Source organism: Chitinophaga sp. (assembly GCF_039596155.1).
GTDB lineage: Bacteria > Bacteroidota > Bacteroidia > Chitinophagales > Chitinophagaceae > Chitinophaga.
The window spans coordinates 151,101-169,146 of sequence record NZ_JBCNKF010000007.1; the positions used below are offsets into that span (position 1 = coordinate 151,101).

Genomic DNA, 18,046 nt, shown 5'->3' on the forward strand with positions numbered 1-18,046 from the left:
ACTGTGAAAAACATACACGCTTTATAACCCGAACCAATTGATTTCTATGCATTTTAACGCTACCCTTAAAAGCTCCCTAAGAGCTTTTATCCTTATTATTTTTTCATGTCTTTGCATGGTTGGGTTGCCGGCAGGAGTCTCCTTTGCAGAGAAGACTTCAGTCCCTGTCGCTGCCAACTACAGCAACGACATAATAAATAACTATGCCCTGTCTTGGTTGCAGGCATATACCGCGCAACATCCCTACGCGCCCGTATCGCGAAAGCAGCTGCCATGGCAGCACTGGCTTACTTCCAGCGCCTACTTCGCCGATGGCCCCCTGTGGAGCAGTGCTACCAATCCAACCGTAGTCACGTTCGGACTCGCCTGCGCCGCCTGCAATGTGAGTGATGCTGCCAACGCAGTGGATGGAAACACCAACACCGCCGCTACCATGAATCTGCCCGTCGGCGCTATCGGCGGCGTGGGACTTCAACTCACTTTTCCAGGTACCTATCAGGCAGGCGATGCAATCGCCCTCGACCTCGAAATCCCTGACAAAAACGTTTCCCTTTCCCTGCTCTCCGCAATATCTGTTAACACCTTCAATGCCGGCGTGAGCAATAATGACGCCATATCACTGAACAACAGCATTGTAAGAGTAGACCTCCTGGGACTCGGTATCGGAAGCACACCCAAATTCCGCGTAGTCATCCCTGTCTCTCATACCTTCGATGAAGTGCAACTGAACTTTTCAGCTGTTGTCACAGCTTTCAGCGCCCTTCGCGTGTATGAAGCAACCGCATTTCAACCCGTAACTGTGTCCCCCGCCACCCCGGCAGTGATCACAGGCGGCACTGTTGCCCTATCCGCTGCACTACCACGTATCCCCAATGCGACCTTCCAATGGTATACCGAACCAGACGGCGGTACCGCTATCGGCAGCGGCGCTAACTTTACTACACCTGTTTTAAATCGGACTACCACCTTTTATGTAGCAGCAACCAATCCGGCAGATGGACTGGTAAGCCCCGTTCGTACGCCTGTCCAGGTACTGGTAGGGGGCGGCGCAGGTCTGCTCTGGATGTATGGCGACAGACAGGCAAGCGCACTATCTAACGGTGTCGCCTGTGCACTATGTACTGTCGACAATCCGGAAAATGCCGTTGACGGTGATACTACTACCGCTTCTACACTCTCCATGCCCGTAGGCGCCCTGTCCAGCATTGGACAGTTTATCGCATTCCCCGGCAACTACAAAGCCGGTGATGCAATCGTGATGGACCTGGATGTACCGGGTCAGTTACTTTCCGTTGCTGCACTATCAGCCATCCAGGTTACTACCTACGCTGGTACCACTTCTAATAATGATCCCGTATTTTTAAATAATAGCCTGGTCCACCTGCAGGTGGCTGGTCTGGGATTGGGCAACACGCCCAAAGTGCGCGTAACAATCCCCGCGACCAAAAATTTCAATGGTGTAAGAATTGATCTTGGCACCGCGTTCACCGCCTTCGGTGCATTGCGGATTTATGAGGCAGCTGCCGTCATTCCGGTATCAGTTGCTCCCGCGGCCCCTGCTACCACTGCAGGCAATTCACAAACTTTGACCACCAGCGTTGATACCAGGGTAAGTACGCCTACCTTCAAATGGTATACTACCCCAACCGGTGGATCTCCTGTAGCTACCGGCAATCCGTTTACTACGCCCGCACTGTCCAGGACAACTACATACTACGCGGAAGCATATGATCCTGTCAATAACCTGAGTAGCTATGTCAGAACTCCTGTTACCATCAAGGTGGCCGGTGGCCCCGGTACAATCTGGAGCTATGGCCAGGATCAGGAAAGCCCCATCACAGGCGGGGTTGCATGTGCCGCCTGTACAGTTACTGATTCTGCCTTCGCCGCTGATGGTGATACGACTACTGCCGCTACATTGACAGTACCATTAGGTGTCTTGTCTACTGTCGGACAACTGGTTAAACTCCCCGGCGTATACCAGGCCGGCGATAGCATCGTCCTGTTCCTCGAAGCCCCTACTGAAAACCTGGCGGCTGTTGTACTGCCCAAAGTTTCAGTTACCACTTACCAGAACAGCATCGCAGGTCCTGCAATATCTAATAATGATACCCGCTCCCTGGATAACCCGGTTGTTAAATTGCAGTTGCTGGGTGCTGGATTGAACAATGCCCGCAAATTCAAAGTCACTATTCCCGCTACCAAAACTTTCGATGGCGTGAAGGTAGACTTTGGCGGATTACTGGGCGTATCCGGCTCTCTCAAATTATACGAAGTAGCTGCCATGATCCCCGTATCAGTGACGCCCAATCCGGCAAAAACTGCGTACAACACCGGCATTACTTTAACACCTGCTATCCGGATATCCAATCCTACTTACAACTGGTACACCTCCCCTACCGGTGGTACGCCCGTATTCACCGGCACCGGTGCATACTCCACACCTGCACTCATCCGCAATACGACCTATTATGTCGAAGCGAAAGATCCTGCAGGTAATTCCAGTTTTACCCGCACCGCCGTTCCTGTTACTATAGGTGGTGGCAACGGTCCATTATGGACATACGGTACCGACCAGACCTCCCCTATTACTACCGGCGTGGCCTGTGCACTGTGTAGTGTACAACAACCCCTGCTGGCAATAGATGGAGATACGACTACGGCTTCCCGTTTATCACTGCCTTTGGGCGTTGCTACTGCTGTGGCGCAGAAAATCACCTTCCCGGGTGTTTATCATGCAGGCGACAGCATCATCCTGACGCTGGGCGTAAAAGGTGATCCGATTGCCAATGCTTCTCTGCTGGGCAGTATAGGAGTAACTACTTCCCTGAATAACGTGAGCAATAATGACCGCACACCATTGAATGCCTCAGCTTTAACACTGGAGCTTTTAGCTCGCGATACCATCAGCAAAGTGCGCATTGCCATTCCTGTTACAAAGAGTTTTGACGCAGCCACCATAGATCTCAGCAGCCTTGTTGCTGTAGATAACGCACTATATATTTATGAAGCAGCGGCGATGATCCCGGTTACGGTAACACCAAGCCCCGCTACCATCAATGCCGGTGAAACTGCTACTCTTAACGCAAATATCCCAGGTATTCCAAATGCCATATTCAACTGGTATGAGGTGCCTGCAGGCGGATCTCCTGTGCATACCGGTAGCTCCTTCACAACACCACCACAGTATGCTGACAAGACTTACTATGTAGAAGCATTATCTCCTACCGATGGATTGATCAGCATTGTACGTACCGCTGTAACTGTAGATGTAACGGATACTACCGGCAATGGTCCCCTGAGTTGTAGCGGAGCTACTACTCAAAACAATGGCATCACTGGCTTACTCTGCCTCTTATGTGGTGTGTCAGATGCAAACAATGCCGTGGATGCTTCTCCGGCTACTGCATCCAACCTGCGTATCAACGTAGGCCTGGCCGCAACAATCTACCAGGATATGATATTCCCTAAATCAGGGAAAGCTGGCGACTCTATCCGTATTGGCCTCGGTACATCCACTGGCCTGCTCGATGCAACGCTGCTCGCTGGTTTAAGCGTGGGTACCGGTAACGGCGCACGTCCCGCTGATGCAGATATGATAGCATTGAATCCTGCTCTGCTCTCTGTCCGCCTGTTAAATGGAGTACAACAATCTGCTTATACATTCGTCGCTACCAAAGATTTCGATCGTGTCGAAATTCGCATCAATGGTTTACTGGCGGCACTCGCCTCGTACAATGTTTATTATGCACAGGTAGTGACCCCAATCGCCCAGGTGTCTGCACCAACTGTATATGCATGTACGGGTACTGCTGCTACTTTAACTGCCGTTAGCCAGAATGGCTATAACTATCGTTGGTATACCACCTTTACAGGAGGTGCACCCGTTGGCTATGGTACTACCTTCACTACCCCGGTAGTGACCAAAGACACTACTTACTTCGTTGCAGCCGTAGGGGCTGATAGTTGTGGAAGTGAAAAACGCACTCCTGTACAGGTAAAAGTGGGTTTACCTGGTGTGAATGTAACTCCATCTACTGCTACTGTGGCAGAAAGCGCCACCCCAACATTCAATGTTGTATCGCCAAATGCTGCTTATCAGTATAACTGGTATACTGTACCCGCTGGCGGTACCCCTGTATATGTAGGCGCTCAGTTTACCACACCTCCGGTATCTGCTAATGTTACTTATTATGTTGAAGCGGTGGCCCTGGGCAATCCAAATTGTAAGAGCCTGCGTACGCCGGTAGCTATCACACTGAATGGCACAGGTGGCCCTGCACCTGTAGGAGATATAGATTGTGGTGGAGCTACTTCGCAACTTTCTACCACCAGTGGTATCTGCGTCGGTTGCTATGTAGAAAAACAGGATTCCGCAGTTGACAATAGTACGGCCACTGCATCTGTGATCCATACCATACTGGGCATAGGTTCCTATGTACAGCAATCCCTGATCTTCCCTGCACCAGGTGTAAAGGGGGATAGCGTAAGGATCAAGCTGGGCTTCACGACAGGTCTGGCAGATCTTAGCGTGTTAGCCGGTATCCAGGTATCATCTTCTAATAATGCGACTGCTAATAATGACGCCGTGTCCCTGAACAGTGGCCTCCTGAACCTGCAATTGCTGAATGGTAACCGCGACCTGATTTATACATTCGCTCCGGGAGCGGCTTATGACCGGGTGAATATCAGGCTGAATGGCCTGGCTACCGCCCTCACCGCGCTGAAGGTATATTCTGCACAGATCTTTGCAGGCACACCTACCGTTGAAAAAGATACGGTTTATGCATGTGCCGGTGCGCCCGCCACACTCCGCGCAACGGGCCCTGGTACTACCTTCCGCTGGTATAGCCAGCCCACAGGCGGTACAGCATTGTCTACCGGCGCTACCTATACAGTCACACCAACTACCAATGCCATCTACTATGTAGAAGGCGTATCCAGCAGCGGTTGTGCAAACCCTGTGCGTAAAGCTGTATATGTAATAGTAGGTTTGCCTCAGCCATTGGTAAACCCGGCTACTCAAACGATCAATTCCGGTCAGACGGCTACTTTCTCTGTACTGAGTCCTAATCCTGCATATCAATATAATTGGTACGATGCACCGGCAGGTGGCAACTTACTGCGATCAAATTCCACCACTTTCACAACAGGTGCACTCACTGCAGCTGCTATCTATTACGTGGAAGTAAAAGATCCGGTGAATGGTTGTACCAGCGCTACCCGCACTGCTGTGAGGGTAGATATTAACCTGCCTACAGAGCCAACACCATGTAGCTATGCTACTTCACAGCAAAGTCCTATTATCAGTGGAGTGTGTCTGTTGTGCGCTGTAAGCAATCCTGCCCTGGCAGTAGATCAGAATGCAAACTCTGCATCTACTATCAACGCTACCTTAAATGCTGCGGGCTATGTCGGTCAGCTGTTAAGGTATAACAATACGTACCCTGCCGGTGATAGCATTACGCTGGACCTGGAAGTGCCTGGTAAAGTAGCAGACGTTACATTGCTGGGTGGTATCAGGGTAGAAACATATAATGGCGCTACTGCTAACGGTGATGCACGTTATCTCTCTGATAACCTGGTCCGCCTCACCCTCCTTACCACAGGCAACAAATTCAGAGTGACCATACCTTCCACCAAAGCCTTCAATGGGGTAATGGTAAGTATCAATGGTCTGTTGACGGCTGTTACTTCTGTAAATGTATATTTCGCGGCCGTGGTGACGCCAGGACCTGACGTATCTGCATCTGCAGTAAATGTATGTAGTGGTAATTCCGCTACCCTCATCGCCAAATCTGCCAACAATGCTGACATTGCCTGGTTTACCAGTGCAGTGGGTGGTACTGCTGTAGCTACCGGCGATACATTTAGAACTGCTGCGCTCAATGCATCCGTTACTTATTATGCAGCAGCCAGTCGCTTCGGTTGTTCAAACCCAACCAGGGTACCAGTGTTGGTGAGCGTAGGTAATACACCAGCAGCACCAACTGCTGCTGCTAAGAATATCTGTGCCGGCGACAAGGTCACCCTGCTGGCAACTGCACCTTCGGGAGCCACCTTCCGCTGGTATACTGCTCCTACAGGTGGTACCCTGCTGGCATCTACTCCAGACTATACAACAAATGCACTGACAGCCGATACTGCTTTCTATGTGGAAGCAGATAATAATGGTTGTATCAGCACAACAAGGACCCGTGTAGCTGTGACGGTGAATGCAGTACCGACAGGACTCACTGTAACTCCGATGGGTACCTCCATCAGCAGTGGTCAGAGCGCTACTTTCACCGCTCATGCTACCGGAACGAACCTGATCTATAAATGGTATAACGCTGCCGGTGATTCTATCTTTACCGGAGCCGTGTTCAATACAGGGGCCCTTACTGCTACATCTACCTATACGGTGGAAGCCGTAAATGCTGCCGGTTGTAAGAGCGCATCCCGCGTATCAGTCACCGCTACTGTACTTCCGGGCAATAATGATGTGCCTTGTGATGCAGCTACCGCAGAAACCAACAATGCGAATGGTATCTGCATAGGTTGCTATGTAGAAAATCCTGCGTTGTCTGTAGATAACAGTACCAGCAGCAGCTCTACGCTGCATGTGATCCTGGGCCTGACTGGTGGTTATGTACAGCAAACCCTGATTTTCCCGCAGGTGAGCGAACTGAATGACAGCGTACAGGTACGCCTGTCCTTCTCCAGCTCCCTTGCTGATGTAAGTCTGTTAGGCACCATACAGATAGGCTCATACAATGGAGCTACTTCAAATAACGACTTTGTAGCACTGAATGCGGCAGGCGTAAATGTGAGCCTGCTCAGCGGTAACGCACAGGCACTGGTCGGCTTCAAACCTAAAGGCCTGTTCGACAGGATCGTCGTTCGCCTCAACTCCGGCCTGGCTACTGCACTGAGTGCGGTGAACATTCACTACGCCAGCCGGCTGGTAGGAGCACCTGTTGTAACCGGAGACACTGTTTGCGCTGGTAACCGTGCAACGCTTCTGGCAACAGGTCCTTCCAATGTAAGCTTCCGCTGGTATACAACTGCTGTAGGTGGTACATCCATCTTCACAGGTACCAGCTATCAGACACCCGCGCTGAACACCACCACTACCTATTATGTAGAGGCTGTTAAAACAAGCCTGACCTGTCCAAATCCAGTAAGAGTACCTGTTACCGCTGTGGTAGATCCGGTACCTGATGCACCTGTACTCGATACGACCAGCATCACCATTTGCAGTAGTAGTAAAGCTACCTTCAATGTGAAACCGGCAACTGGTGTAACCTATCGCTGGTACACCGCATTGTCCGGTGGTACAGCTATCTTCACCGGTAATTCATTTACAACACCTGCTTTAAATACTACTACCGTATACTATGTAGAAGCGTCAAATGCATCCGGTTGTTCAAACACGACCCGCACGATGGTGACTGCGAATGTCATTACACAACCTGCAGTCGTGACCGTAACACCCGGTACTGCTGAAGTATGTGCTGGTAGCAGTGTACAATTGGTAGCTTCCAGTCCAACCAATGGCGTGGTATTCCGCTGGTATACTACACCTACTGGTGGTACCGCTATATTTGAAGGGGCTATCTATAATACGCCGGTACTGAATACCACTACTACCTATTACGTAGAAGCGGCAGCAGGTATCTGCGCAAGCGCCACCAGAACTGCTGTCACTGTCAAGGTGAATGCTATTCCGGCAGCACCAACGGTAAATGTGTCACCTGCCGGTGGCCAGGTAGTATCCGGGCAGACTGCTACGCTGACCGTATCTCCTGCTGCTACGGGTGTTACTTATAACTGGTATACTGATGCTGCAGGCAGTACTCCTGTCTTCACAGGTAACGTATTTACTACACCGGCACTGACCAGCGATATCACTTATTACGTGGAAGCTGTAGCCGATTCAGCTACCTGTGGTAGTCAGCGTACCGCTATACCGCTCACTGTAACTGTAGTGCCCAATACTGCGTGCGACTTCGCAAATGCTCAAACCAACAGCACTACAGCTATCTGTGTATTGTGTTCTGTACAGGACGCTGCGAATACAACAGATGCAAATACAGATAACTACTCCCTGCTGTCAGTACCACTGGCTGCAGGCAGCGGCAGCGTACAGCAATCCCTCATCTTCCCGAACGCTGCCACCGCAGGTGATAGCGTAAGACTGGTGCTGGAATTGCCTGCACAGGTGCTGGATGCCGCACTGTTGGGCGCGATAGAAATATCCAGCGCCAATGGTGCTACTGCAAATAATGATGCTCTCCTGCTCAATAGCAGCAACCTCCGTGTGTCATTACTGAGTGGTAGCAATAAATTCATGGTCGCATTTGCCCCCGGTAGTACTTACGACCGTGTACAGGTGAAGGTCAGGGGTGGTGTGATCTCTGCGCTGGTAAACCTCCGCGTATACTACGCTTCCCGCCAGGTATCAGCACCGGTGGTAGCTGTGAGAAGCATCACCATCTGTAGTGGTTCAACCGCTACCCTCACTGCAACAGCAAGCGCTATAGCATCTATAGAATGGTACAATGCCGCTGGTACAAAGGTGGGCGATGGCCCTTCCTTTACCACACCGGTATTGACTGCGAATACTACCTATTATGCACAGGCAGTACGTACGTCTAATGGTTGTGCGAACCCGAACAGGGTTTCTGTAGCTGTGAATGTAGTGCCGGCTCTTACCGCACCTACAGTCACCAATGCAAACATCTGTTCAGGCAAAACGGCTACCCTTACCGCTACCGTAACCGGTTCCAATATCACCACCAGGTGGTATAGTGCACCAGTAGGTGGCATCCTGTTGTTCACCGGTACTACATATGTAACCAATGCGCTTACCGCAGATACTGCATTTTATGTAGAAACCAGCAACAACAGCTGCACACTCGCTACAAGAGTGAAAGCTACTGTCACTGTTGGCGCAGGTGCTCCAACGCCAACCCTGCAGGCGAACAATGTTGATATTTGTGCTGGCCGGCAGGCAACCTTCACTGTTACATCCGGTACAACCGGTATCACTTATAACTGGTATACCACGCTTACCGGTGGTACTCCAGTGTTCTCCGGACCTACCTATACAACAGGTGCACTCACTACATCTACCGTTTACTATGTAGAAGCAGTGAATACCGCATCAGGTTGTACAGCTGGTACTGCAAGAGTAACTGCTACTGCAAACGTAGCGCTGAATCCGGATCAACCGGTCGTAACCGCAGGTAGCATAAATGTATGTACCGGTCAGGATGCAATACTGTCTGTATCCGCACCGCAAAGTGGCGTTACCTACCAATGGTATGATGCTGCTACAGCAGGTACCCTGATTGGTTCAGGTCCGACCATTACTATCAGGAATGTAACAACCAGCGCAGACTACTATGTAGAAGCGGTGAACACCAGCGGTTGTGTGAACACTGGTGGCCGCACGAAAGCCAGCGTAGTAGCCCTCGCGTCTCCAGGTACACCAGCAGTGACCGCTGCTGCTGTAAGCGTATGTCAGGGTAACACTGCTTCTCTCGCTGTACAGAATCCAAATGCCTCATTCACCTATCGTTGGTATAGCACCGCAACCGGTGGTACATCGCTCGGATCAGGTACTACATTCACTACACCTGTCATCAACACGGATACAGACTTCTATGTAGAGGCTACCAATGGCAACTGTACAAGTGCTGTAAGAGCAAGAGTTAGCGTGCTCGTAGCAACGCCTGCCCCTACTCCTACGCTCGAATCAAATAATGTATCTACCTGCTCCGGTACCACCGCTACCCTGCGTGTAACATCTGCAACTACCGGCGTAGATTATAAATGGTATACTACAGCAACCGGTGGTACACCAGTATCAACCGGACCTACCTTCACAACGCCGGTGCTGACTGCAACAACTACCTACTACGTAGAAGCTGTAACAACTGCAGGTTGTGGCAGCGGTAGTGCAAGGGTAAGCGCTACTGTAACTGTCGGCGCTTCTCCTGATGCACCAACACTGGTATCCGGTAGTGTAAGAGTATGTAGAGGTAGCGATGCTACATTGTCTGTACTGAATCCACAGACAGGTGTTACTTACCAGTGGTACGATGCTGCAAATGGCGGTACGCTGGTATTCACCGGTCCTGTATATACAGTAGCAGCACCTGCAGCAAACGTTACTTATTATGTACAAACGCTGATCGGTACAAGCTGTGTAAGCACAACCCGTACAGCCGGCAGTATTATAGTTGACAATGTGCCAGGAGCACCAACAGTCGCCGCAGCTGCTGTAAGCGTATGCCAGGGTAGCACTGCCACGCTCTCCGTACAAAATCCTGATGCGTCATTCACGTATCGTTGGTATGCTACAGCCACTGGTGGTACTGTACTATCTACCGGGTCCAGCTTTACAACACCTGCTATCAATGCCGATGTTACCTACTATGTAGAAGCTACCAATGGTAACTGTAACAGTGCAACAAGAAAAAGCGTAAGTGTAACTGTATCCAACACAGCTCCAACACCAACACTGGAATCAAATAATATCACCACCTGCTCCGGTACAACGGCCACCTTGCGTGTGACATCTGCCACTTCCGGTATAGATTATAACTGGTATACAACTGCTACCGGTGGTACACCTGTGTTCACAGGAGCTACGTTCACCACACCGGTATTAACTGCAACAACTACTTATTATGTAGAAGCTGTAAGTACAATATCAGGTTGTGGTAGCAGCAGCGCAAGAGTGAGTGCAACGGTGACAGTCGGCACTTCGCCCGATGCACCAACCCTGGTGTCTGGCAGTGTAAAAGTATGTGCTGGCAATGATGGCACTTTGTCCGTACTGAATCCACAGGCAGGTGCAACTTACCAATGGTACGATGCTGCCAGCGGTGGTACACTTGTATTCACCGGTCCTGTATACACAGTAACTGCTGTTACGGCAAATGCAACCTATTATGTACAGACGATGATCGGTACAAGTTGCATAAGTACTACACGCACAGCAGGTAGCTTTGTAGTAGATAACTCTGCAACAACGCCTGATGTGGTGTCTGCAAACGTAACAACATGTGTAGGCGGTACTGCTACCCTCTCCGTACTGAATCCTGATGCATCACTCACTTATCGCTGGTACGATGCGCCGGCTGGTGGTAACCTGCTCTCTACCGGGCCTGATTATACAACTGCCGCCCTCAGCACGAATACTACCTTCTATGTAGAAGCACTGAACGGTTCCGGTTGTAGCAGTCTTGCACGCAGAGGTGTGATGGTGACGATCACCAATACAATTGACGCGCCGGTAGCAACAAGCGGTGCAACAGTTTGCTCAGGCAATACAGTTGTACTCGCGGTAACCAATCCGGTTTCAGGGTTTGCTTATAAATGGTATACAACCGCTACCGGTGGTACACCGGTATTCACAGGTGCTAACTTCACCACTCCTGCCCTCACCGCTAATACAGTTTACTATGTAGAAGCAGCGACCGGTGGTTGTGTAAGTGTAAGCCGCACCTCAGTGCCCGTAACAGTCAATGCAACTCCAGCTGCGCCAGTTGTGGCCAATGCAGCAGTTGTAACCTGCGCAGGTACTTCAGCAACGCTGCAGGTACAGAATCCAAATGCGTCGCTCACTTACCAGTGGTTTACAACAAACACCGGAGGTACAGCAGTAGGCACCGGATCTACCTTTATAACTCCTGCTATTACCGGTACTACCATGTACTATGTAGAAGCACAAAATCCAAATGGTTGTGCAAGCAATACACGCACTGCTGTAACAGTATCTATAGGTGCACCTGGCAACAATGCAGTCGTATCCGGCAATGAAGCGGGCATCTGTCCGAACAGTTCAGCAACGCTGACTGCCACTTCAACAACAACGGGTGCAACCTTCAGCTGGTATACCGCAGCCACCGGTGGTACAGCCGTAGCAACGGGTGCAACCTTCACCACACCTGCGCTCACAGCAACAACTACATACTACGTAGAAGTAGCGTCTGCAGGCGGTTGTACAAGTGGTACACGCGTAGCTGCTACAGTAACCGTACTGCAACCGCTGGACGCACCAGTCGTAAGTGTGGATACCGCGCTCACAACTACCAATGCTGTGACCTTCACATGGGATCCTGTAGCAGGGGCAACCGGCTATGAAGTGACGACCAGCAATGGCGCAAACTTCACCGCTCCTAGCTCCGGCAGCACAGGTACAACACATACAGTATATGGCCTCACCCCTGGTCAGCCAGTGACCATACAGGTACGGGCACTGGGTAGCGAAAGCTGCGAAACAAGTGCACTGTCCAATGCAGTAACTGGTGAAGCGAAGAACCCGCAGGGTAACAAGGTCTTTGTACCAAACGTGTTCACACCAAATGGCGATGGCTTCAATGATATCCACTATGTATATGGCAATACCATCAAATCCATTATCATGACCTACTACAACCAGTATGGTCAGCTGGTCTTCGAAACCCGTGATCAGGGAAGAGGATGGGATGGTACGATGAGTGGCACACAACAGCCGGTGGGTGTGTATATCTATGTCCTGAAAGCTACCCTGCAGGATGGTACTGTTGTGAACAGGAAGGGTACTGTAACCATTGTACGATAACTAACACAGATACCGGGATAGTGACAGACACTATCCCGGTTAATAATATCAAAAGATAAACCTCTTCCCATGAAGAATAAGAATATACTCGCTATTGTATTAATGGCGGCTGCAGCGTTCCTGCCGGGAGTAACCAGGGCGCAGGTTGATCCCCATTTTTCTCAGTACTATGCCTATCCGTTGTGGCTGAACCCTGCACTGACAGGTGTGATCGACGGAGATTACCGGGCCAGCGCCAATTACCGCAACCAATGGGTAAATATTGGCAAACCTTTCGCTACAATGGGCTTCTCATTCGATGCTGCCGCTGCAAACAATGTAGGGATTGGTATCAATGTTACGAACATGAAAGCAGGTGACGCCGGTTACAATTACTTCAATGGGATGGCCAGCTTCTCTTACAGAGGGGTGCGTTTCGGTGCTACTGGTACCAGCCAGCTGGTATTTGGGGTACAGGCCGGGATGATCAACCGTCGTATTGATCCTTCAAAATGGCAGCTGGGTAGCCAGTACGATCCTGTGATCGGCTTTGACCCATCCAAATCAAGTGGGGAGAATATAAATACCACTTCGTCAAATGTATTTGATGCGGCAGCAGGTGCCATGTTCTTTGATGGTAATCCCAATCATCAGTTCAATCCATTTGTAGGTGTATCCGCCGGTCACCTCACACAGCCCGTAGATCCATTCGTGACTGGGGCCAACAGAAAACTGCCTGTTCGTTATCTGGCACATGGTGGTACCCGCATCAAGGTGAATGATCTGCTGAGTTTTACACCAAATGGTATGTATATGAGACAGGGAAATGCAGAAGAAATAGTGGCAGGTGTATATGGGTCTTTCCTGGTAAATGAGGACTTCGACTTCCTCATCGGTGGCAACTATCGCTGGAATGATTCAGCCATTCCATTTGCCGGTTTTCACTTTAAAAATTTTGTACTGGGCCTCAGTTATGATGTGAACGCTTCTAACCTGAGAAGACTGGTTAATGGCAGCAACAGTTTCGAAATCTCCCTGTCTTTCATCAGCCGTAAGAAAAAAGTATATGGAGAGGAATACTTCATATGCCCACGGTTGTAAAACAAAAAAATAACGGATGAAAAAAATTTCACACTATTGGCTGGCCATCATTTGCTGCTTATTTGTGGTTAACTCTTTGAAGGCACAGTACGTTTACGATTATAAGCGGACAGGCGATGTGTATTATGAAGCAAAAGACTATTATTCTGCTGCACAGTATTACAACAGAGCACTGGGCACCTTCAAGATAAATGCAAATGAAATTCTGCCCTATCAGCCAGGATCCAAAGACAAAAAAACAGGTAAGATCAAAGACTATGAAACCGTAAAATACCGATTGGCAGAATCTTACCGCATGTACAACGACTTCGGAAATGCCGAAAAGTATTATGAAGAAGTTGTGAGCTACAATAACACCGAGTTATTCCCGTTGGCCCGCTTCTGGTATGGCGTTTGTCTCCGTGCAAATGGAAAGTATCCTGACGCGATCGATCAGCTTAAAAAGTTTAAGGAAAGTTATGCCAGGACAGATGATATCAGTACACGGGCAGCACTGGAAATTGCAAGCTGCGAATTTGCCATCTCCGAAGCCAGCCGTACACCAGGTTATATCGTTACCAAACTGAATGGTGATGTAAATGTAGGTGGTGCAAATTATGCACCTGCACTGCTGAGTAAAAATATACTGTTGTATACCTCATCCCGTCCTGATACTACTTTACTGGAGAAAAAGAAAAAAGAAAATCCTTATATCAACAGCTTATTCCAGGCCGATGGAAAGGACGCTTCTTTCAGTAACAGTCGCCCCTTGGTAATACCAGAAGTAAAAGGTGTAGATCAGGGCGTATCTGCTATCACACCAGATGGTAATAGCATCTTCCTGACCCGCTGGACGAATAAAAATGGGGTAAAGGCAGCGGCTATCTATGTAAGTACGCGCAATGGTGATAGCTGGTCTGAACCAAAGTCATTAGGACCAAATGTAAACGTAGACGGCTATAGCGCTATGCAGCCCTTTGTGACTGCAGATGGTAAATATCTCTTGTTTGCTTCCAACAGACCTGGAGGTATGGGAAAGAATGACCTTTGGTATAGTATGCTTGATAAGAATAACCCCGGTCCTGCCAGGAATATGGGCACAGGAATTAACACGCGCGATGAGGAGCAGGCTCCTTTCTACGATGGAGACAAGCATATGCTCATCTTCAGCTCTGATGGTCGTGTAGGACTGGGTGGCCTGGATTTCTACTCCAGCCAGGGTGATTTTAGTAGCTGGGCAGTGCCTAAGAACTTAGGGGCTCCCCTGAACTCCCCCAAGGACGATATATACTATGCAGCATCAGATTGGGCACACCCTATGAACGGCGGCTATATCAGCTCTGACAGAGAATCAGTATGCTGCCTGGAGCTGTTCCACATCAAGAGGATTTCCAGGTCCATACATGGTATGGTAATGGATTGTGACAATAACCTGCCATTATCAGGCGCAAAGATCACCCTGATCGATACAGTTCAGCAGAAAGTACTACAACAGGTAACACTGGACGAAACCGGTCGTTACCGTTTTGAAGTAGAGCCGAAAATGAATTACAAGATCATGGCGGAAAAGGAAAACTACTTCTCCAAAGCGATCTATGTCAATACAGATCAGCTGGAAAAGGTAGATTCCATGGAAAGCCGCACCATTTGCCTGAAACGTTATGAAATAGGTAAACCCATTATCCTGAAAGATATCTATTACGATTTTGATAAAGCGACCCTGCGTCCGCAATCACTGATTGTACTAGATACAGTAGTGGCTATAATGCAGGATAATCCGAATATTATCATTGAAATGAGTGCCCATACAGATAGTAAGGGTAAAGATGAATATAACATGAAGTTGTCTCAGCGCAGGGCACAATCCTGTGTAGATTACCTGATCAGCAGAGGTATTCCGTCATCCCGTATGATTGCGAAAGGGTATGGTGAATCCAGGCCTATAGCACCGAATACACTACCAAATGGTAAGGATAATCCTGAAGGACGGCAACTGAACAGAAGAACAGAATTCAAGGTGTTGCGCGTAACCCAGTTATCGCAATAAGCTATAAAGAAGGTTAAACCCGCCAAAAGGTGGGAGCCATATCCTATCGTATAGAGGACCATCATAATAATGGCCGGTTGCAAGACCGGCCATTATTTTTTATAGGAAGTGTAAAGCATGATTCCCGTAGTCTTATGTCAGGGCTAAAACTAAAATATAGGTTAAATGGTTCCGTAAAGTGTTAGTAAAACGGACACAGTAATAAAAAAGTTACAGCGCCCCACTTATTTTCTGGTATTGGTCAGGCCTGACTACTGCTGGCCTGACCAATCATTCACTACTATTCAACCCGGTCACCATCCATGAAATTTTAATGTTTTCTGCTCATTCTCCTTGTTGCCATAGTATCGACAGGTGGTACACCAGTTGAGTCGCCAATTCCTGTTGAATCATGAGGATAGTGCGGGTAATGGGGAAAGGTGTCAGTAGGCAGATGGGTACTGTCGCCCGGGAAATGATGTGTACTATCCCCTGGCAGGTGAGTACTGTCGCCCGGCAGGTGCGTGCTGTCTCCCGGTAAATGTGTACTGTCACCAGGAAGATGGGTGCTGTCGCCTTTACGATGTTCATCCGAATTGGCCACACTTTCTGTGTTCTTCAGCGCCTGTTGATTTTCCTTTGAACAGGCAATAACGGTTGCTACAATTACAGCTAATAAAAGAATACCGGTTTTCATTTTGACTAACATAATTACATGTTTTTTTTATTAGACAGTAACCGTATGCCCCTCCCCTTATCTTTCCAATAAAAAAACTATCTTCGTGGTCTTCAATCATCACACCATGAAAATGTAATACCCGATCCGGTACGTCCGTGATCCTTCTTTCAACCTCCAAATTTACGGTACAGCCGTACCATCTTTCATTGCTAACTTTTATAACAATCTGACAATGCAGCAGGCAGCTGAAAATCGTCTGCGCAGGGTATTCCGGTTATTTATATCCGCAGTATCCGGCAAAGAGACTGAATTTACAACCGGTAGTATTGACCGGGCTATTTTTTTGTTATCAGTACCCATGATCCTGGAAATGGTGATGGAATCACTACTGGCAGTAGTAGATATATTCTTCGTAAGCAAACTGGGTACACATGCGATTACGACTGTAGGATTAACTGAATCTATACTAACTATTGTATATACCGTTGCATTCGGAATGAGTATGGCAGCCACTGCTGTGGTAGCAAGACGCACAGGCGAAAAGGACCCTGATGCTGCTGCACACAGTGCGGTCCAGTCATTGTATATCGCGCTGGTTTTTTCATTACTGATCAGTATTGCAGGCGTTGTATTTGCCCGGGAACTGCTCTCCCTGATGGGGGCTCCTGCTGATGTAGTAGAGCATGGCAATATCTACACGCGTATGATCATGGGCAGCAACCTGGTAGTCGTATTATTATTTCTTATCAACGGTATTTTCAGAGGTGTGGGCGACGCAGCAATGGCCATGCGTTCGCTCTGGATTGCCAATATCGTGAACATCATTTTATGTCCCTTATTCATCAATGGACTGGGACCAATACCCGCCATGGGATTGATGGGAGCTGCACTCGCCATTTGCATTGGCCGTGGCGTAGGCGTATGTTATCAGTTGTATAATCTTATAGGTGGCAAAGGATTGATTAAGATCTCTGCCCATCATTTAAAAGTGGATTTTCCTGTCATTGGTAAATTACTGAAAATAGCAGCTGGCAGTACCGCACAGTTACTGATTAATACCACAAGCTGGATCTTCCTGGTACGCGTGATTGCGCGGTTTGGCGAAGAAGCGGTGGCCGGGTATACAGTGGCCATCAGGGTCGTGATCTTTACCATATTGCCGGCAAGTGGTATGGCCAATGCTGCTGCCGCACTGGTAGGTCAGAACCTCGGTGCAGGACAACCAGAAAGGGCAGAACGTTCTGTGTGGAGAGCCGCATTCTTCAATATGATCTTCCTGGGTTGCGTGTCGCTGTTCTTTATCCTGCTGGCCAGGCCCGTCATCCTGCTGTTCACACAGGATGAGGCTGTGGTGACCTATGGTGCACAGGCCTTGCAGTTGGTAAGCTTAGGATATATATTCTATGCATATGGCATGGTATTATCCCAGTCTTTCAATGGCGCCGGCGATACGCGTACCCCCACAATCATCAATCTGATCGGGTTCTGGATGTTTCAGATGCCGCTTGCATGGGCCCTGGCAGTGCATTACGAATGGGGGCCAGCCGGGGTTTTTACAGCCATAGCGGCCGCAGAATCTGCGATGGCAATAGCCAGTATCATCATATTCAGGAAAGGATGGTGGAAGCGGGTAAAAGTTTAATTACCTTTGCGCGTGTTCAAAATATCTAACTAATCTTAACTA

General features: G+C 49.0%; 5 protein-coding genes. 4 read left to right on the forward strand and 1 reads right to left on the reverse strand.

Translation table 11 applies throughout. The annotated features are described in order from the left end of the window. The first annotated feature begins 115 nt into the window (after positions 1-115). The 3 genes from ABDW33_RS09235 (at position 116) to ABDW33_RS09245 (ending at position 15,704) form a co-directional block, all read left to right on the forward strand. The gene (locus ABDW33_RS09235; RefSeq protein ID WP_343689771.1) at positions 116-12,598 is read left to right on the forward strand and encodes a gliding motility-associated C-terminal domain-containing protein; all 12,483 of its coding nucleotides are present in this window, start codon (positions 116-118) and stop codon (positions 12,596-12,598) included. A 69-nt stretch (positions 12,599-12,667) separates the two neighbouring features. Continuing rightward, positions 12,668-13,678: a PorP/SprF family type IX secretion system membrane protein gene (locus ABDW33_RS09240; RefSeq protein WP_343689772.1), complete on the forward strand. Its 1,011-nt coding sequence runs from the start codon at positions 12,668-12,670 to the stop codon at positions 13,676-13,678. A gap of 16 nt (positions 13,679-13,694) precedes the next feature. After that, on the forward strand, positions 13,695-15,704 hold the full coding sequence (locus ABDW33_RS09245) for an OmpA family protein (RefSeq protein WP_343689773.1): 2,010 nt from the start codon (positions 13,695-13,697) through the stop codon (positions 15,702-15,704). A 310-nt stretch (positions 15,705-16,014) separates the two neighbouring features. Here the strand turns inward: ABDW33_RS09245 and ABDW33_RS09250 are convergent, their stop codons facing one another. Further along, positions 16,015-16,392 carry a hypothetical protein gene (locus ABDW33_RS09250; RefSeq protein WP_343689774.1) on the reverse strand — a complete coding sequence of 126 codons (378 nt, stop codon included), beginning with the start codon at positions 16,390-16,392 and terminating at the stop codon, positions 16,015-16,017. Positions 16,393-16,594: 202 nt separating this feature from the next. Between ABDW33_RS09250 and ABDW33_RS09255 the strand changes: the two genes are divergently transcribed. Further along, positions 16,595-18,004 carry an MATE family efflux transporter gene (locus ABDW33_RS09255; protein WP_343689775.1) on the forward strand — a complete coding sequence of 470 codons (1,410 nt, stop codon included), beginning with the start codon at positions 16,595-16,597 and terminating at the stop codon, positions 18,002-18,004. The last annotated feature ends 42 nt before the right edge of the window (positions 18,005-18,046 follow it).